Source organism: Micromonospora sp. SH-82 (assembly GCF_051132485.1).
Lineage (GTDB): Bacteria > Actinomycetota > Actinomycetes > Mycobacteriales > Micromonosporaceae > Micromonospora.
On sequence record NZ_CP148049.1, the window covers coordinates 2,821,957 to 2,839,735 of the forward strand.

At 72.9% G+C, this 17,779-nt stretch carries 16 protein-coding genes and 1 pseudogene; 11 read left to right on the forward strand and 6 right to left on the reverse strand.

Going from position 1 to position 17,779, the window contains the following annotated elements; genetic code table 11:
• The first annotated feature begins 36 nt into the window (after positions 1–36).
• Positions 37–576, forward strand: a complete 540-nt coding sequence (locus tag WHN02_RS12970; protein WP_434743540.1) for an acyltransferase — start codon at positions 37–39, stop codon at positions 574–576.
• Positions 577–592: 16 nt separating this feature from the next.
• On the opposite strand, the gene WHN02_RS12975 is transcribed toward WHN02_RS12970, so the two are convergent.
• Entirely contained in the window at positions 593–1,522 is a 930-nt protein-coding gene (locus tag WHN02_RS12975; protein WP_434743541.1) for an NAD(+)/NADH kinase, read from the reverse strand.
• 141 nt (positions 1,523–1,663) lie between these two features.
• Between WHN02_RS12975 and WHN02_RS12980 the strand changes: the two genes are divergently transcribed.
• From WHN02_RS12980 to WHN02_RS12990, 3 genes and pseudogenes are all read left to right on the forward strand, one after another.
• Positions 1,664–2,614: an NAD-dependent epimerase/dehydratase family protein gene (locus WHN02_RS12980; RefSeq protein WP_434743542.1), complete on the forward strand. Its 951-nt coding sequence runs from the start codon at positions 1,664–1,666 to the stop codon at positions 2,612–2,614.
• Positions 2,611–4,071, forward strand: coding sequence for a lipopolysaccharide biosynthesis protein (locus tag WHN02_RS12985; protein WP_434743543.1), 1,461 nt, complete (start codon positions 2,611–2,613; stop codon positions 4,069–4,071). The genes WHN02_RS12980 and WHN02_RS12985 overlap by 4 nt, the downstream gene beginning before the upstream one ends.
• Positions 4,061–4,621, forward strand: a pseudogene (locus tag WHN02_RS12990) (acyltransferase); the annotation flags it as partial. The gene WHN02_RS12985 and the pseudogene WHN02_RS12990, both read left to right, overlap by 11 nt.
• A gap of 47 nt (positions 4,622–4,668) precedes the next feature.
• Here the strand turns inward: WHN02_RS12990 and WHN02_RS12995 are convergent.
• Positions 4,669–6,018 carry a glycosyltransferase gene (locus tag WHN02_RS12995; RefSeq protein ID WP_434743544.1) on the reverse strand — a complete coding sequence of 450 codons (1,350 nt, stop codon included), beginning with the start codon at positions 6,016–6,018 and terminating at the stop codon, positions 4,669–4,671.
• Between the two features lie 107 nt (positions 6,019–6,125).
• On the opposite strand from WHN02_RS12995, the gene WHN02_RS13000 reads away from it, so the two are divergent.
• Together WHN02_RS13000 and WHN02_RS13005 are read left to right on the forward strand one after the other, a co-directional pair.
• Complete coding sequence (locus WHN02_RS13000) at positions 6,126–7,229, forward strand: glycosyltransferase (protein ID WP_434743545.1); 1,104 nt, start codon at positions 6,126–6,128, stop codon at positions 7,227–7,229.
• Entirely contained in the window at positions 7,226–8,482 is a 1,257-nt protein-coding gene (locus WHN02_RS13005; RefSeq protein ID WP_434743546.1) for a glycosyltransferase, read from the forward strand. The genes WHN02_RS13000 and WHN02_RS13005 overlap by 4 nt, the downstream gene beginning before the upstream one ends.
• Before the next feature lie 24 nt (positions 8,483–8,506).
• Here WHN02_RS13005 and WHN02_RS13010 read toward each other — a convergent pair whose 3' ends face one another.
• A complete protein-coding gene (locus tag WHN02_RS13010) occupies positions 8,507–9,871 on the reverse strand; it encodes an O-antigen ligase family protein (RefSeq protein ID WP_434743547.1) in 1,365 nt (454 codons plus the stop codon).
• A 289-nt stretch (positions 9,872–10,160) separates the two neighbouring features.
• On the opposite strand from WHN02_RS13010, the gene WHN02_RS13015 reads away from it, so the two are divergent.
• The 3 genes from WHN02_RS13015 to wecB are packed head-to-tail and all read left to right on the forward strand — an operon-like array spanning position 10,161 to position 13,487.
• Entirely contained in the window at positions 10,161–11,201 is a 1,041-nt protein-coding gene (locus tag WHN02_RS13015; RefSeq protein WP_434743548.1) for a polysaccharide biosynthesis protein, read from the forward strand.
• On the forward strand, positions 11,195–12,322 hold the full coding sequence (locus WHN02_RS13020; protein ID WP_434743549.1) for a polysaccharide biosynthesis C-terminal domain-containing protein: 1,128 nt from the start codon (positions 11,195–11,197) through the stop codon (positions 12,320–12,322). The genes WHN02_RS13015 and WHN02_RS13020 overlap by 7 nt, the downstream gene beginning before the upstream one ends.
• A 40-nt stretch (positions 12,323–12,362) precedes the next feature.
• Entirely contained in the window at positions 12,363–13,487 is a 1,125-nt protein-coding gene (gene wecB, locus WHN02_RS13025; protein WP_434743550.1) for a non-hydrolyzing UDP-N-acetylglucosamine 2-epimerase, read from the forward strand.
• Positions 13,488–13,568: 81 nt separating this feature from the next.
• Here the strand turns inward: wecB and WHN02_RS13030 are convergent, their stop codons facing one another.
• Complete coding sequence (locus WHN02_RS13030) at positions 13,569–14,156, reverse strand: sugar transferase (RefSeq protein ID WP_434743551.1); 588 nt, start codon at positions 14,154–14,156, stop codon at positions 13,569–13,571.
• Positions 14,153–15,307, reverse strand: coding sequence for a DegT/DnrJ/EryC1/StrS family aminotransferase (locus WHN02_RS13035; RefSeq protein ID WP_434743552.1), 1,155 nt, complete (start codon positions 15,305–15,307; stop codon positions 14,153–14,155). The genes WHN02_RS13030 and WHN02_RS13035 overlap by 4 nt, the downstream gene beginning before the upstream one ends.
• Positions 15,308–15,421: 114 nt before the next feature.
• On the opposite strand from WHN02_RS13035, the gene WHN02_RS13040 reads away from it, so the two are divergent.
• Both WHN02_RS13040 and WHN02_RS13045 read left to right on the forward strand, forming a co-directional pair.
• Positions 15,422–16,666 (forward strand): glycosyltransferase family 4 protein, encoded by a 1,245-nt coding sequence (locus WHN02_RS13040; RefSeq protein WP_434743553.1) that lies wholly within the window; start codon positions 15,422–15,424, stop codon positions 16,664–16,666.
• A complete protein-coding gene (locus tag WHN02_RS13045) occupies positions 16,663–17,334 on the forward strand; it encodes a GNAT family N-acetyltransferase (RefSeq protein WP_434743554.1) in 672 nt (223 codons plus the stop codon). The genes WHN02_RS13040 and WHN02_RS13045 overlap by 4 nt, the downstream gene beginning before the upstream one ends.
• Here WHN02_RS13045 and WHN02_RS13050 read toward each other — a convergent pair.
• On the reverse strand, positions 17,297–17,731 hold the full coding sequence (locus tag WHN02_RS13050) for a hypothetical protein (protein ID WP_434743555.1): 435 nt from the start codon (positions 17,729–17,731) through the stop codon (positions 17,297–17,299). The genes WHN02_RS13045 and WHN02_RS13050 overlap by 38 nt on opposite strands.
• Positions 17,732–17,779: the final 48 nt, after the last annotated feature.

The following is a 17,779-nucleotide window of genomic DNA, read 5'->3' on the forward strand; positions in this document are numbered from 1 at the left end:
CGTTACCCCTGTGGTCGTCGAGCAGAGGGGGTCCGCGTGCCCAGTCGTGTCCGGGCGATCGTCGGCAGGGTGCACGACAGGTGGGCGGCGTCGCGCGACCCGATGGGCTTCGCCCGGTCGCTCGGGGTGAACCTCAACGGCCGGGTGACCTTCTACGGGATCAACAGGCAGATGTTCGGGTCGGAACCGTGGATGATCACCCTCGGGAACGACGTCCACATCACCGCCGGGGTCCAGTTCGTCACCCACGACGGGGGCACCCTGATCCTCCGCAAGGAGCATCCCGACCTGGAGTGGACCGCCCCGATCGTGGTCGGCGACGACGTCTACCTCGGTATCCGGACCATCGTCCTGCCGGGGGTCACCATCGGCGACAGGTGCGTGATCGGGGCCGGTTCGGTGGTGGCCCGGGACGTCCCCGACGGCACGGTGGCGGCCGGGGTGCCGGCCCGTCCGATCCGCAGCACCGACGACTACCTGGCCCGGTTGCAGGCCAAGTCGCTGCGCGTCGGACACCTGCCCGCCCAGGCCAAGGCCGAGGCGATCAAGAAGATCTACGGCATCCCGACCGGCTGACCGCCCGGCCCGGGGGTCACCGGGGCGGACGCATCCGACGCCTGTCGAACTGGTCGCGCAGCTGCTCCGGGAGCAGTTCACGCAGCTGCTCGGGCAGCAGCGGCAGGTCCAACAGGCTCAACTTGATCTGGTTGCGTTCCTGGTAGCGGTTCGGGTCGAGGCGGACCACCTGCCCGGCGTCGCGCACGTAGCGGACCCGGACCGAGCCCTCGGTGGTGGCCTCCCTGATGACCAGGCCGTCCATCTCCACCGCCACCGCCGCCGAGTCCGGGCGCAGCTCCAGGTGGATCGTCTCGTCGGGGGAGAGGACCACCGAACGGGAGATCCCGGCCATCGGTGCCGACGGGGTCACCACCACCGCATGCGTCGCTGGGGAGACCAGCGGCCCGCCCGCCGCGTAGCTGTACGCCGTGGACCCGGTCGGGGTGGCCACCACCAGCGCGTCGCATCGGTAGTAGCCGTACCGCCGACCGTCCACCGACAGGGTGACGGTGACGAACCCGGAACCGGGCCGACGGACCAGGGCCACGTCGTTGAAGGCCACCACGTCGTCGCCGCACACCTCGCAGGAGAGGCAGGCGTGCGACTCGACGGTGAAGTCCCCCGTGGCCAGCCGGTCCAACGCCCCGGGCAGCTCCGGCGGGTCCACCTCGACCAGGAACCCCAGCCGACCCAGGTGCACGCCGAGAACGGGTTTCGGGGTGCGGACCGCCGCACGCAGCGCGCCCAGCATCGTCCCGTCCCCGCCGATGCTGATCAGGGCGTCACAGCGGGCGGCCAACTCGTCGGCGGGCACCGGCTGCACCGAGGACGGCACCCGGTGCCGGTCGGCCGACCGTACGGCCAGGGTGCGCCCGCGCCGGGCCGCCCACCGGTCGACGATCCCCACCACCTCGGAGACGTCCCGGGTGGGATGCAGCACCAGACCGAACCCGTACCCCGTCACCGGTCCAGCTCACCACAGCGGGTCCGGCCACGCGGCGATCCGCCCGATCTCCGGCGACAAGTTCTCCGAGGAGTTTCCGCGACGGCCCCGCCCCCCGGTCGTTGAAGTCATGTACCGACCAGGGCGTGGAGGCAGCTCGTCATGCGACTACTCATCACCGGTGGTGCCGGGTTCATCGGCGCCAACCTCGCACGGGCGGCGGTCGCCGACCCGTCCATCGGGGACGTACGGGTCCTCGACGACCTGGCCACCGGTGTGCTCGGCAACCTCGACGGGCTCGACGTACGGGTCGTCCCCGGGTCCATCCTCGCCCCCGACGTCCTCGACGACGCCGTACGGGGACGTGACGCGATAGTGCACCTGGCGGCCCTGCCCAGCGTCCCCCGGTCGCTGCGCGACCCGGTCGCCTCCCACCACGCCAACGCCACCGGCACCCTCTGCGTCCTGGAGGCGGCCCGTCGCCACGGGGTGGGCCACGTCGTGGTGGCCTCCTCCTCGTCGGTGTACGGGGCCAACCCGGCGCTGCCCAAGACGGAGCTGACCTGGACCCGCCCGCTGAGCCCGTACGCGGTGAGCAAGCTGGCCACCGAGGCGTACGCCCTGGCGCACCAGGCCTCCTTCGGGCTGCCCACGTTGGCCTTCCGCTTCTTCAACGTGTACGGCCCCCGGCAGCGCCACGACCACGCGTACGCCGCTGTGGTGCCCCGGTTCGTGTACGCCGCCCTCAGCGACGAGCCGGTGCAGGTCAACGGCGACGGGCGGCAGTCCCGGGACTTCACCTACGTCCAGACCGTCTGCGACGTGCTGTTGGACGCCGTACGGCGGACCGTCTCCCACCCGCATCCGGTGAACCTCGCCTTCGGGGCCCGGGTGGACCTGTTGACGGTCCTCGACGAGTTGGAGCAGATCGTCGGTCGGCCGATCACCCGTCGACACGCCCCACCCCGCACCGGCGACGTACGGCACTCCGAGGCCGACAACGAGGTGCTGCGTGGCCTCTTCCCGTCGGTGGTGCCCACCCCCCGGGCGCAGGGGTTGCGGGAGACCGTCGACTGGTTCCGGACCCACGTGATGAAGCAGCCGACCCGTTGACCGGCGCCGCCACCGGAACCGTCGAGGCCGGTGCGGCCCCGTCGTCCGGGGGCGGCCCGCCGGAGCCCGCCGGGGTCGGCCGGACCCGACGGTTGGCCACCGGGATCCTCTCGTCGCTGGCCGGTCGGGCGGTGGGCCTGGTCGCGCCACTGGTCGTCACCCCGTTGACCTTCGGCTACCTCGGTGCCGAACGGTACGGCCTGTGGATGGCTGTCACCTCCCTGACCGGGATGGCCCTCTTCGCCGACCTGGGGCTCGGCAACGGCCTGCTGACCCGGCTGTCCCGGCTGCACGGCACCGGTGACCGGCCCGCCGCCGCCCGGGAGGTCTCCAGCGCGTACGCGGTGCTCGGTGCGCTCACCGCCGGGCTGCTGGTGCTCCTCGCCGTCGCGGGGGCGACGGTCCCCTGGGCGGAGCTGTTCGTGGTGACCGACCCCCGGGTGGCCGCCGGTGCGCCCGCCGTGGCGCTGGTCTGCCTCGGGGCCTTCCTGGTCAACGTCCCCCTCGCCCTGGTGCAGCGCATCCAGTACGCCCACCAGGAGGTGACCCGCAGCAACCTGTGGCAGGCGGCGGGGAGCCTGTCGTCGGTGGCCCTGGTCGGCGTGGCGGTGGCGGCCCGGGTCGACCCGGTGCTGGTGGTGGCGGCGGCGGTCGGTGCGGTACCGGCGACGAACCTGGTCAACACCGTGGCGTACTTCGCCGGTCGGGGTAGGGACCTGCGGCCCCGCCGCCGACTCGTGGACCGGCGGGTCGCCCGGAACCTGCTGCGGCTGGGCGCGGCGTTCTGCGCCCTGTCGGTGCTGACCTCCGCCGCGCTCAACGTGGACGCCTTCCTGGTGGGGCGGGTGCTGGGGCTGACCGAGGCCGCCGTGTACGCGGTGGTCCTGCGGCTGTTCGCCCTGCTGGGTCTCTTCGTGACGGTGGTCAACCTGCCGTTGTGGCCGGCGAACGGGGAGGCGATCGCCCGGGGTGACGTGCGCTGGGTCCGCCGCAGCACCCGCCGGATGGTGCTGGTCTCCGTCGGGGCGGTGACACTGCCCGGGGTGGCCCTCGTGGTGGCGGGGAATCCCCTGCTCGACTGGTGGCTGCGCGATCCGCTGTTCCCGACCGTCCCGGTGGCGCTGCTGGCTGCGCTCGCCGGGTGGTCGGTGCTGGTGGCGGCGGCGGCCCCGCTGTTCATGGCACAGAACGCGGTGAGCCTCCTCGGCCCGCAGTTCGTCGGCTGGGCGGGGTTCCTGGCCGTGTCGGTCCCGGCGAAGGTGCTGCTCGCCGAGGGGTACGGCCTCACCGGCGTCGCCGTGGCCACCACCGCCGGCTACGCGCTCACCGTGCTGCCCGCCGCCGTCGTCGGCTACCGCCGGACCCTGGCCGCCGTCGCCACCGGCACCCCCGTCGTCGCCACCGGCACCCGCAAGGCCGTCGTCGGCGGCGAGAGGAGAACTGACGATGCGGATTGACGCCGGACGTCCCGGTCGGGCGCTGGGTGCCCTGGCCCGGCTCGTCGACGCGGCCTGGCAGGCGGGGAACCGGACCCGGCGGGCGGTACGCGGTTGGGCGGTCGCGCACCGGTTCGCCGCCCGGGGAGACCGCCTGGCCTTCGACCCCGACGGGACCTACACCTACGAGACCATCGAGGTGGGTGACGACGTCGACCTCGGGTACCGGCCGATCCTGATCGCCGCCCGCAGTCGGATCCGGATCGGCGACAACGTGATGTTCGGTCCGGAGGTGACGATCCGGGGCGGCAACCACCGCATCGACCGGGTCGGCCTACCGATGATCGCGGTCGGGAAGGAACCCGGCGACGAACGGTACGACAAAGGGGTGACCATCGGCGACGACGTCTGGGTGGGGACCCGGGCGATCATCCTGCACGGGGTGACCGTGGGACGGGGTGCGGTGGTCGGCGCCGGGGCGGTGGTCACCCGATCGGTGCCGCCGTACGCGATAGTCGCCGGTAACCCGGCCCGGGTGCTGCGGCTGCGCTGGCCGGTCGACCGGATCGCCGCGCACGAGGCGGCCTGCTACCCACCCGGGCGACGGTTGACCGAGGCTCAGTTGGCGGAGCTGTCCGACCTCGCCGCCGACGGCCCGGGGACGCCGCCGGCACCCGCCTCCAGAGAGCCGACCGAACCCGTGTCGGGGGAGCCGGTCGACCCGCCGGGGACCGCCGATCCGGTGGCGACGAAGGTGCTCACCGTCGACCGCCAGGCCCGGTAGTCGAAGTCGGTGGTGGCGCGGTTGTGGGCCGCCAGGCTCAGCTGCCGCCAGCCCGCGTCGTCGAGTCGGGCGGCACGGCGCAACCCGGCCCGGACGTCGGCCACCGTGGACCCGGCCAGGACGATGCCCTCCTGCCCGTCGACGACGTACCGGTGCAGGTCGCTGGTGTGGTTGAGCAGCACGGGGCAGCCGGCCGCCAGGCTCTCCGGGACCTTCGAGGGGAAACCCGCGTTGGCGTATCCGGCGTCCGGCCGGACCAGGACCGACAGGTGTGACCGGGACAGCTCCGCCAGGACCCGGTCACGGGGGACCCGGCCGAGGAAGGTGACCCGGTCGCCGACCTCGGTGAGCTGCCGCCGGTCGAGGTCGGAGGCGTGGGCCGCCTCGGCCCCGGTCATCCCGGCGACGACCAGTTCGATCCGGTCCCGGTCGGCGGGCGGGAGGGTCAGCAGCGCCGAGACGACCACCGCCAGGAGGTCCTTCGGTCCGGCGGTACCGGCGTAGAGCAGCCGTACGCCGGTCGCCGTCGGGGGTGGGTCACACCTGGCGTACTCGGTGGGATCGACGAGCGGCGGCACCACGAGCGTCGGCCGCCCGGCGGCCCGGAACCGCTCCCCGAGGGTCTGCGAGACGGTGGTCACCCGGTCGGCCAGCCGGGCGGCCAGCATCGACGCCCAGCGGTGCCGCAGGAAGTAGGGCGTCCACCGACCCCTGGGGAACTGGGCGGCGTCGTGTCGTTCGCAGACGTCCACCGTCAACGGTCGACGCAGGGCGGTCCGCAGGACCAGCCAGGTGGTGAGACTCCACAGGTTCAGGGGGACGCAGACCCCGGCCAGGTCCGCCGGGCGCAGCCCGTGCCGCCGCAGCGCCCGGACCATCCGCCACGGTCGGGTCCACTGCCACCACCAGCGCCCCCACCGTCCCTGCGGCGATCCGGTGAGGGTGATCAGCCGTACGCCCGGCGGGAGGATCGGCGCGGCCGGGGGCGGTGACCCCTGCGCAGGCCAGTCGTTGACCACGACGGTGGTGCCTCCCTCGGGGGTGGCCGACCGGGCCAGGTGCAGCAGCCGGTTGGACATCGCGTCGCCGTGGGGGAAGCGGAACGCGCTCAGGGCCACCGTCGTGTCGGGGGTGGCCGGCGACGGGCGAAGCGCCGGTTCGACCTTAATTGCAGTATTTCTCATTACCTAGTCACCATTTCTCCGGAAAGTCGGTTAACCGTACGTCGTCGCGGCGGGACCGTCGGTCAGGTGCCCCGGCCCGTCGTCGCCGACCCACGGAAGAGGTGACGATGGACGACCCCTATCGGCGGCCCCGACGTCCGGTGGTGGTGCAGCACTCGGCGGGCCGTTCCGGCTCCAACGGGCCGCTGACCGCCGTCGAGCGGGTCGTCGGCTCCCACCTCGCCGAACGGTACGAGTTCGTCCGGATGCACCAGTCCGACGACGGCAACGGCGCGCTCAACACCCGCCTGCTGCGCCGCTGGGTGTCGATGCTCCGGCAGGTCCGACCCGACCTGGTGCACGTGCGGGGACTGCAGAACGAGGGCTTCCACGGGGTGCTCGCCGCCCGGCTCGCCCGCGTACCCCGGATCCTCGTCACCGTGCACGGCACGGTCCGTGACCTCACCAGCCCGCCGTCGTGGCGTCGTCACCTGCTGGTGCACGGCGCGGAGCCGTTCACCCTCCGGGCCGCCACCCACGTCGGCACCGTCTGCGAGTACGCCGCAGCGCGACGGTTCGTCCGGGCGGTGGGGGAGAGGTTCGTCGGGGTCATCCCCAACGGCGTACCGGTCCCCGTCGACCCCACCGCCGCCCGCGACCGGGTCCGCGCCGAACTGGGCCTGGCCCCCAGCGACGTCGTCATGATCGCGGTCAGCCGACTGACCTGGGAGAAGGGGTACGCCGTCCTGGCCCGGGCGCTGCGGCGGCTGGCCCCCGGCCACCTCCGGCGGGTGCTCCTGGTCGTCGGCGACGGGCCGGACCGGACCGGGATCGAGTCGGCGCTGTCCGACGCCGGCCCGGTCGACGTCAGGTTCCTCGGATCCCGCCGGGACGTACCCGACCTGCTCTCCGCCGCCGACCTGTTCGTCTTCCCGACCCGGCACGAGAACCTGTCGAACGCGCTGCTGGAGGCGATGGCGTACGGACTTCCGGCGGTGGCCTCCGCCGTCGGCGGGAACGTGGAGGTGCTGCGGCGCGGCGGCGGCAGACTGGTGCCGCCGGACGACCCGTCGGCGTTGGCCGCCGCGATCGCCCCACTCCTGGCCGACCCCGCCGAACGTCGGCACCTCGGCGACCTGGCGCGCAAGGTCGTCGACGACGGCTACAGCCTCGACGTGATGCTCGGGACCCTGGACCGGACGTACCGGCGGATCCTCGGGACCCGGGGGTGAACCCGCCCGACACGCCCCGGGTCACACTGCTCGGGTTCACCGTCGCCGACGAGGAGTTCGCCCGCGCCACCGCCGGGGACGCCCTGCTGGCGACGCAGACGCACACCTTCGCCTGGGCGTTGGTCCGCAGCCTGACCACGGCGGGCTGCCCGGTGCGGCTGGTCTCGACGGTCCCGGTCTCCACGTACCCGCGTAACCCGCACGTCCTGTTGCGCGGCGGACGGTTCCGACAGGACGGCGTCGAGGGGCGGCTGCTCGGCTTCGTCAACCTGATCGGACTCAAGCACCTCACCCGGTTCCTGGCGGCCCGTCGCGAGGTCGCCCGGATCCTGCGGGAACGACACACCGACGTCCTCGTCGTGCACGGGGTGCACAGCCCGTTCCTGTGGAGCGGCGCGTGGGCCGCCCGCCGCGGTGACCTGCGGGTCGTCGTGGTCCTCACCGATCCGCCGGGAGTGGCCCAACCCACCGACGGTGGGCTGGTCCGTCTCCTGCGCGGCCTGGACGTCCGGCTGGTCCGGGCGGCGCTGCGGCGCTGCGCCGGAGTCGTCGCCCTGACCCCGGCGCTCGCCGACGACCTCGCCCCGGGGCGACCCCGGCTGGTCATGGAGGGCATCTGCACCCCGCCCGGCCCGGCCGGGTCCTCCCCGGCGCCCCCCGGGGTACGGGAGATCGCCTACGCCGGTGGACTGACCCGGGCGTACGGGGTGGACCGGCTGGTCACCGCCTTTCGCGCCCTGCCGGACCCGGATCTGCGGCTGTGCCTGTACGGGCGCGGCGACCTCACCGACTGGCTGCACGTCCAGGCGGTCCAGGACCCCCGGATCATGCCGCCGACAGTCCTCGACCGGGCGGAGGTGGTGGGTCGACTCACCTCGGCCTCGGTGCTCGTCAACCCCCGCCCGGTCGACCAGGACTTCGTCCGCTACTCGTTCCCCTCCAAGCTGATCGAGTACCTGGCCACCGGGGTCCCGGTGGTGACCACCCGGCTGCCCGGCATCCCGGCCGACTACACGCCCTGGCTGCGCTTCGCCGACCCGGACACCGCCGAGGGGCTGCGGGCGGCGCTGGCCTCGGTGCTCGCCCTGCCGCCCGACGCCGCCCGGGCGCTCGGATCGCAGGCGGCGCACTTCGTCAGGACCAGTCGGGGCCCGGCGGCCCAGGGCGAGCGGATGCGGACGTTCCTGGCCGACCTGGTGGCCGGACCCCGGGCGGCCGACCGGACGGGGTCGGCCACCGCCACGACCGGTTAGGACGTCTCCCTGCGGGGCCGACAGTCACCTGTGGTCCCGCACCACCAGCGCGGTCCCCGTCCCCGGGCGGCCGGGCGTCGGCCGCCGCACCGGCATCCCCGGTACGACGCCGTTCGGGGCCTTCGGCCGACGGCGGGCCTCCCGGTCCGGGTCGGTCAGCAGCGACCCGTCCTCGGTGGCCACCGACCCGCCCTCGGCGGTCAGGACCGAGGTGAGGCCGAGCAGGAGCCACATGCCCAGCGCCACGTCCCAGTGGCCGGTCATCCAGATGGGCAGCAACCCGACCAGGAACAGCCCGGTGAGGCGTCGGCCGCCGGCGGTGCGGGCCACCGGCACCAGGGCCGTGGCCACGACGGCGGCGAACAGCACCAAGCCGACCAGGCCGAGGTCGTTGCCGACGGTCAGGACCAGGCTGTGCGCCCCGAACCCGAGCGGGTTGGCGACCGGGAAGATCCCCGGGCCGACCCCGAGCAGCACCGACTCCGACCAGGACTGGAGGGCGTACGGCCACACCTGCATCCGCCCGGCGAGGTCACCTGTGGACCGGTAGGCGAAGAGGGTGTCCAGCCAGGTGAGGGCGGAGTGGGTCAGCCTGATCGGAACGACGACCAGCAGCACCGGGACGCCGATCAGCGCCACCGGCCAGCAGAACCGCCCGGCCCACCGGGAGACCACGAAGTAGCCGGTGCCCAGCACCAGGGCGAACAGGGCACCCCGGGTCCCGTTGAGCAGGACCGCGTACGCCAGGACCGGCAGGAGCCCGTACAGGCCGAGGCGCAGCAACCGGTGCAGGCCACCGACCCGGATCAGGACCAGCGCGAGGAGGAACCCGGTGGCCAGCGAGTACGCCGTGAAGTTGATGTTGAATCCCTCGATGCCGTACCGGACCGACAGGGCCATCGACCCGGTGCTCGGGGAGATCCCTGCGGCCTCGGCGTCGGCGATCACCTGCCCGGCCCGGATCGTGCACCCCAGCAGGTACGCGCCGCCGACGAGCAGCAGGTCGACCCGGGTGGTGACCAGGTGGCGCACCGTGACGAACAGGAACGTGGCGGCGACGTACAGGTAGGCGTTGGTGCGGGACACCCCGACGTCGGGGGTCCAGAACAGGGTGCAGACGGCCCACCCGCCGAGGAGCAACGCGAGTGTGTCGGCGGCCCGGGGTCGGGGCATCCGTCCGCTGAGTGCGACGGCGGCCAGCAGCGCCACCCCGAGCAGCGTCTGGTCGCGCAGCCAGCAGGCCAGGAACGCGACCACACAGAGGATGCCGACGCTGAGGGTGGTGACCTCCCGTCGGGGGGTGGGTGCCGGCTCGGGGGCGGACCCGGTGCCGGGGGGATGCCGTCGGGCCGACAGCGGGGGCAGACCGTTCATCGAGGAGCCGTACACGCCTTCGTCCTTCGCGCCGATGCGGATGGAACGACGTCGTGACGACGCCGAGAGGCCACCGGGACGTGGGCGGTCCGATGACGGCACGCCGGGCGACCCGTCGCCGCCGGGGCGACAGGCAGGGCATGAACCGCTCAATGGTGACTGGTCGGTTCTATCAGATGTTGGTGAAGTCAGATGCTTTTTCTGGATTTCGTTGCTTGGTCCGGCCTGTCTCGTTGCCCGAGTTGAGGCCTGCCGCCTGCCGGTGTCGGCACGCGGGGCCACCAGACGAACAACGGGAGCGTCAGTGACTTTCTTGACTGCCGGACGCCGGGTACTCATCACCGGCGGCACCGGCTCGTTCGGCCAGACGATGGTGCGTCGCCTCCTCGACGGAGACGTCGGCGAGGTCCGGGTACTCAGCCGGGACGAGGCCAAGCAGGACGAGATGCGTCGCCGTCTCGGTGACGAACGGGTCCGCTACCTCATCGGTGACGTACGGGACCCCGACTCGGTCCGGCTCGCCACCCGGGACGTCGACTTCGTCTTCCACGCCGCCGCGCTCAAGCAGGTCCCCTCCTGCGAGTTCTTCCCGCTGGAGGCGGTCCGCACCAACGTCCTCGGCAGCGCCAACGTCATCGAGGCCGCCGAACGCAACGGCGTCGGCTCGGTGGTGGTGCTCAGCACCGACAAGGCCGTCTACCCGGTGAACGCGATGGGCATCAGCAAGGCCCTGATGGAGAAGGTCGCTCAGGCCCACGCCCGCAACAACCCGCGCAGCGCCACAGTGGTCTCCTGCGTCCGCTACGGCAACGTGATGTACTCCCGGGGCTCGGTGATCCCGCTCTTCGTCGAGCAGGTCAAGGCGGGCCGGGCCCCCACCGTGACGAACCCGGCGATGACCCGGTTCCTGATGTCGCTGACCGAGTCGGTGGAGCTGGTGGAGCACGCCTTCCAGCACGCCCGCCCCGGTGACGTCTTCGTCCGCAAGGCGGTCGCCTGCACCATCGGTGACCTCGCCGAGGCGGTCTGCCGGATCTTCGACGTCCCGTCCAAGATCGAGATGATCGGGGTGCGGCACGGCGAGAAGCAGGACGAGACACTGGCCAGCCGGGAGGAGTTGGCCCAGGCCGAGGACTTCGGCGACTTCTTCCGGGTCCCGGTCGACGCCCGGGACCTCAACTACGCCGTCTACACCTCCGAGGGCGAGTTCCGGGAGTCCCTCCCCGAGGACTTCAACTCGGCCAACGCGCCCCGTCTGGACGTACCGGGGATCATGGAACTGCTCCTCGACCTGCCCGAGATCCGGGCGGAGCTGGCGCTGCGGGACCCGGTGCTGGCGTGCTGAGGCTGGCGCTCACCGGCGGCCGGGGCTTCCTCGGCTGGCACGTCCGGGTCCTCGCCCGCGCCCTGGGCTGGCCGGAACCGGTCCTGGTCGACCGCGACGACCTGCGCGACGAGGTCGCCACCGCCGCCAAGCTGGCCGGGGTGGACCGGGTGCTGCACCTGGCCGGGGTGAACCGGGGTGATCCCCGCGAGGTGGCCGCCGGCAACGTCGAACTGGCCGCCGCCCTCGTCCGAGGGCTGCGTCGGTGCGACACCCCGCCGCCCACAGTGGTCTTCGCCAACTCGGTGCAGGCGGGCAACGGCACACCGTACGGCGACTCGAAGGCGTTGGCCGCCGTCACCCTGGCGGCGGCCCGCCCGGACCTGGTCGACGTCGAACTGCCGAACCTGTACGGCGAACACGGCCTGCCGTACTACAACTCGGTGGTGGCCACCTTCTGCCGGCTCCTCGCCGAGCAGCGGGCACCGCAGGTGGACCAGGACCGGGAACTGAACCTGGTGCACGTCTCCGACGCGGCGGCCCGCCTGATGGGCGCCCCCGCCCAGGGTCCCTGGGACGCCGACATGCCGGGACTGCGCGTCGGGGTGCGCGAGCTGGCCGACCGGCTCGCCGGGTTCGCCGCCCTCTACCGGCAGGGGGAGATCCCACCGCTGACCGACCGGCACGCGGTACGGCTGTTCAACACCTACCGGTCGCACTGCTTCCCGGCGCACTATCCGCTGCCGACGGTGCGACGGGCCGACGCCCGGGGTGAACTGGTCGAGACGGTGAAGGTGCACGGCGGGGGCGGGCAGACGTTCTGCTCCACCAGTCGTCCCGGGGTCGTCCGGGGGGAGCACTTCCACCTGGCGAAGGTGGAGCGGTTCTGCGTCCTGCGTGGGACCGCCGAGATCCGGCTGCGTCGGGTCGGTGCCGACGAGGTGGTCAGGTTCCCGGTCGAGGGCACCGAGCCGGTGGTGGTGGACATGCCGACGATGTGGGTGCACAACATCGTCAACACCGGCTCGACCGAGTTGCTCACTCTCTTCTGGACCAACGAGCTGTTCGATCCGGTCCACCCCGACACCTGGGCCGAGGCGGTGGAGTTGACTCCGGCGGAGCCGGCCGTGGCGGCGGCGTGAACGCCCACCGGGCGGTCGGCGGGATCAGGGAGGAACAGGCATGACCAGAGTGATGACAGTGGTCGGTACCCGTCCGGAGATCATCCGGCTGTCCCGGGTGTTGGACCGGCTGGACCGTACCGTCGACCACGTCCTGGTGCACACCGGGCAGAACTGGGACCGGTCGCTGTCCGACGTGTTCTTCGACGAGCTGCGGCTGCGTCAGCCGGACCGGTTCCTCCGGGTGGACACCTCGTCGTTGGGGCGGGTCCTGGGCGGGGTCCTGGTCGGGGTGGAGCAGGCCATCACCGAGGTACGCCCCGACGCCCTGCTGGTCCTCGGGGACACCAACAGCTGCATCGCGGCGCTGATGGCCCGCCGGATGCGGGTGCCGGTCTACCACATGGAGGCCGGGAACCGGTGTTTCGACCTCAACGTCCCGGAGGAGACGAACCGGCGGCTGGTCGACCACGTCGCCGACTTCAACCTGGTCTACACCGAGCACGCCCGACGCAACCTGCTCGCCGAGGGTCTGCACCCCCGCCGGATCCTGCACACCGGCTCCCCGATGCGGGAGGTGTTGACCCACTACCTGCCGGATGTGGAACGCTCCGCCGTCCTCGACCAGCTCGGGCTCACCGAGGGCGGGTACTTCCTGGTCAGCGCGCACCGGGAGGAGAACGTCGACAGGCCGGACCGGTTGGGACGCCTGCTCGACTGCCTCCGCGCGGTCCGTGACACCTGGGGACTGCCGGTGCTGGTCAGCACCCATCCCCGGACCCGCAAGCGGTTGGAGTCCCTGGCCGCCGACGCGTTGAGCCTGGACCGGATCACCTTCCACGAGCCGTTCGGTCTGATCGACTACGTCCAGTTGCAGCGCCGGGCCCGCTGCACGCTCTCCGACAGCGGCACGATCAGCGAGGAGGCGGCGATCCTGGGCTTCCCGGCGGTCACCCTCCGGGAGTCGATCGAGCGGCCGGAGGCGTTGGACGCGGGCGGGATCGTCATGACCGGTCTGGATCCGGCCGGGGTGGTGGAGGCGGTCCGGGTGGTCGTCGACCAGGTCGCCGCCGACGGGGTGCCCTGCCCGGCCGACTACCGGGTCACCGACACCTCCCGCCGGGTGGTCGACTTCATCCTCTCCACCGTCCGCCGCCACCACGACTGGGCCGGCATCCGCCACTGACGAACCGACGCGGGCCGGGGTTCGACGCTCCGACTCGACGCGTGGGCCGGGGGTCCGACCTCCGGCCCACGCGTCGGCGGGTCACCGGCTGAGCACCACCCGCACGGTACGGGCGAGGATGCGCAGGTCCCCGAGGAAGCTGCGGGTGTCGACGTAGCGCAGGTACATCTCCACCTTCCGGGGCAGGACCACCGAGACGTAGTACTCCTCCGGCTGGGCGGCCTGCGCCAACTCGGCCGACTCGTGGCGGTACGCGATCGACGCCGGATCGGTGATCCCGGGCCGTACGGACAGGATCCGCAGGCGGGCCGGCGGGGGCCAGTGGGCGACGTACCGGTGCACCTCGGGGCGCGGGCCGACCAGGCTCATGTGGCCGACCAGGACGTCGTACAGCTGGGGGAGTTCGTCGAGTTTCGTGGCGCGCAGGAGTCGACCCACCCGGGTGATCCGGTCGTCGGTGTCGGAGGTGACGGCGGCCCCCGCCACGGTCCGCATGCTGCGGAACTTGTGGATGTGGAAGCTGGTGCCACCCCGACCGGCCCGCTGCTGGCGGAACAGTACCGGGCCGCCGTCGTCGAGCCGGATCGCCACCGCGATCAGCGCCAGTACCGGGGCGGACAGCAGCAGGGCCACGGCCGCGACCGTGACGTCGAAGATCCTCTTGATCACTGGAGCACCTTGTGGACAGTGGTGACGACCCGCTCGACCTGGTCGTCGGTCATGGCCGAGAAGAGGGGCAGGCTGACCACCCGGGCGAACTCCGCACTGGCGACCGGGAACAGGTCGTCGGTGAGCCGCCCCCGGTCGCGCCAGTAGGTGTGCTGGTGCAGCGGGATGAAGTGCACGCTGCACCCGACGCCGAGGCGGGACATCTCCCGGACGAACCCGTCCCGGTCGTAGAGTGCCTCGGAGCGCAGCCGGACCACGAACAGGTGCCAGGCGTGCACGTCCCCGGCCGGACCGGGTGGCGGGAGGTCGAGGGGGAGGTCGGCGAAGGCGTTCCGGTACCGCCCGGCGATCTCCTGTCGGCGGGCCCGCATCGCCTCCGCCCGGTCGAGCTGGACCAGGCCCATGGCGGCGGCCGGGTCGGTGAGGTTGCACTTCCAACCCGCCTCGACCACGTCGTACCGCCAGGACGGTCGGTCGCTGCGGTACCGGGCGAAGCCGTCCCGGTCGAACCCGTGCAGCCGGGTGGTGCGGATCCGGCGGGCCACGTCGGGGTCGCGGGTGACCACCATGCCGCCCTCGCCGGTGGTGATGGTCTTCGTGGCGTAGAAGCTGAACACCGTCGCCGCGCTGGTGCCGGCGCCCACCGGGATCCCCTGGCTGCTCGCCGGGAAGGAGTGGGCGGCGTCCTCGACCACCGCGAGCCGGTGGGTGTCGGCGAAGTCGCGCAGGTCGGCGGCGGACACGGGTTGGCCGGCGAAGTGCACCGGGACGACGGCGACGGTCCGGTCGGTGACCTTGCGGGCCGCGTCGGTGAAGTCGATGTGGAGGGTGTCCGGGTCCACGTCGACGAGGACCGGTTCGGCTCCCAGGTGGACCACGACCTCGGCGGTGGCGGTGAAGGTCCAGGTCGGGACCAGCACCTCCATCCCGGGGCCGACGCCGAGCGCCTCCAACGCCAGGTGCAGACCGGCGGTCGCGGAGTTCACCGCGACGGCACCGACCCGGCCCCCGCACGCGTCGGCGAAGCGCTGCTCGAAGCGGGGCACCAGGGGACCGCTGGAGAGCCAGCCCGAACGCAGCGCGTCGGTGACGGCGGCGATCTCCTCCTCCCCGATGTCCGGCAACGCGAAGGGAAGCCTGCTCTCGTCCACCACGAACTCCTCTTTCCTGCAATGCGAGTTTTCGGGTCTACCGCAGAGTTAAACTCCTTTCGCCCTTTCTGGTGACTATTCAACCGTTATGCGAATCTTTCTCGTGAGGTGCGAATGCGGGTCGGCCTGCTCACCCAGTGGTACGACCCCGAGCCGGGTCCGGCGGCACTGCCCGGTGCCCTCGCCCGGGGGCTCGCCCGCCGAGGTCACGACGTCCAGGTGCTCACCGGGTTCCCGAACTACCCCACCGGCCGACTCGCCCCCGGTCACCGGATCACCCGCCGCCGCGACGAGGTCGGCGACGAGGGCGTACGGATCCGCCGGGTCGCCCTCTACCCCAGCCACGACGCCTCGGCGCTGCGCCGCCTGACCACCTACGGCTCCTTCGCCGCCTCCGCCCTCGCCTCCGGCACCGACGCGCTGCGCGGCCTCGACGCCCTCTGGGTCAGCAACTCCCCGATCACCGTCTCGCTGCCGATGTGGTTCACCCGCTACGCCCACCGGATCCCGGTCGTCCTGCACGTGCTCGACCTCTGGCCGGACAGCGCCCAGGCCAGCGGATTCCTCGGCACCGGTCGACGCGGACGGGTCCTCACCCACGCCATGAGCGGCTGGTGCACGGCGATGTACCGGGCCGCCACCCGGGTCGCCTACATCTCGCCCGGAGCCGGGGAACTCCTGGCCCGTCGGGGCGTACCCGAGGAGAAACTCGTGCACGTCCCGATGTGGGCCGACGAACACCCGGGCCCCGGCCACGGTGACCTCCGCGCCGAACTGGGCCTGAGCCCCGACCAGACCGTCCTGGCGTACGCGGGCACCATGGGCGAGGCCCAGGGGCTCGACGCCCTGGTGGAGGCCCTGACCCTGGTCGACGAGCCCGGACTCGTCTGCCTCTTCGCCGGCTCCGGCAACGCCGAGGGACGCCTACGGGACCAGGTCGAACGGCACGGACTGCGCAACGTCAGGTTCCTCGGGCGGCTGCCCGCCGACCGGATGCCGGCCCTGCTGCGCACCGGTGACGCCCACGTGGTGAGCCTGCGACCCGCCGGGATGTCGGCCTACACCATGCCGAGCAAGGTCCAGACCATCCTCGCCGCCGGACGCGCCCTGCTGGTCGCCGCCGACGGGGACGCGGCGGCCGTCGCTGCCGCCAGCGGGGCCGGGATCACCGCCCGGCCCGGCGACCCGCACTCGATCGCCGACGCCGTCCGTGAGGTGTGCGCTCTCGGCCGGGAGAAACTCGACATCCTGGGCCGGGCCGGCCGGGAGTTCTACGACCGGGAGTACTCGCTCGCCTCCGGGGTGCGGCGGGTCGAGGAGGCGCTGCGGGCCGCCGCCGCGACCGGGGGCCGTCGATGAACCCCGGCACCCACGGCGACCTCGCCCCGCTGACCGCCGCCGACGTCCGGGCCGCCGCCGCGCTGCACGTCCGCGCCTTCGACAGGTTCTTCCTGTCCAGCCTCGGCGAGCCCTTCCTCAGGGAGTTCTACACCGGCTTCGTACAGGACCCCGACGCGGTCACCGCCGTGGCCCGGGACCCCGACGGTCGGCTCGTCGGCACCGTCGTCGGGACCGTCGCCCCGGGGATGTTCTTCCGCCGGCTCCTGCGCCGCAGGGGCGCCCGGCTGGCGTTGGCGAGCGTGCCGGCGGTGCTGCGCCGCCCCGGGGTGGCGGTACGGGTGCTGCGCGGACTCGCCTACCGGGGCGAGGTGCCCGTCGACACCCGGGGCGCCCTGCTCAGCTCGATCTGCGTCGACCCCGCCACCGAACACGGCGGGCACGGTCGCCGCCTCGTCGACGCCTGGTGGCGGGAGGTCCGCCGACGGGGGGTCACCTCGGCGTACCTGACCACCGACGCCGTCGACAACGACCGGGTCAACGCCTTCTACCGCCGGGCCGGATGGACCCCGGCGGGAAACTTCACCACCGCCGAGGGGCGGCCGATGAACTGCTACACCCGCTGCGCCGGGGGCGACGCCGACCAGCCGGTCAGCGCCAGTCGTCACCGGCCTCCAGTCGCCGGGTGAGCAGGGTCCGCAACGGGATCGACTCGCCGTCGCGGCCACCCCGGCCGAGGACCAACGGAGCCGGATCACCCGCCGGCTCCACCCCGAACAACCGGAACCGGAACCGGGACGGGACGCTCAACAGGTGGAACCGGCCCCCGGTGTCCACCGCCCGGGTCCGCGCCCGATCCACGTACCAGCCGGTCAGCGGGGTCCGGTAGCGCGCCCGGCCGTCGTGGGACCGGGCGGTGAGACGGGTCGTGGCCAGCCCGCGCCGGGTCGCCTCGGCGGCGAACTCCGCCACCAGCTCGGCCGCCTCGGCGTGCTCGGCCGCCCGCCGACGCCGCTCGGCCTCCGCGTGCGCCCGGACCGCCCGCCCGCGCTGCTCCTGCCAGTCCCGGCCGTCGTCGTCACCCACGCCCCGACGCTACGCCCCGCACCCCCGACCGGACCACGCCGGACGGGG

Coding starts and splice junctions, on each gene's coding strand:
- WHN02_RS13045 (WP_434743554.1), top strand. CDS start 16,663: ATGAACCCCGGCACCCACGGCGACCTCGCCCCGCTGACCGCCGCCGAC.
- WHN02_RS12995 (WP_434743544.1), bottom strand. CDS start 6,018: ATGAGAAATACTGCAATTAAGGTCGAACCGGCGCTTCGCCCGTCGCCG.
- WHN02_RS12980 (WP_434743542.1), top strand. CDS start 1,664: ATGCGACTACTCATCACCGGTGGTGCCGGGTTCATCGGCGCCAACCTC.
- wecB (WP_434743550.1), top strand. CDS start 12,363: ATGACCAGAGTGATGACAGTGGTCGGTACCCGTCCGGAGATCATCCGG.
- WHN02_RS13000 (WP_434743545.1), top strand. CDS start 6,126: ATGGACGACCCCTATCGGCGGCCCCGACGTCCGGTGGTGGTGCAGCAC.
- WHN02_RS13040 (WP_434743553.1), top strand. CDS start 15,422: ATGCGGGTCGGCCTGCTCACCCAGTGGTACGACCCCGAGCCGGGTCCG.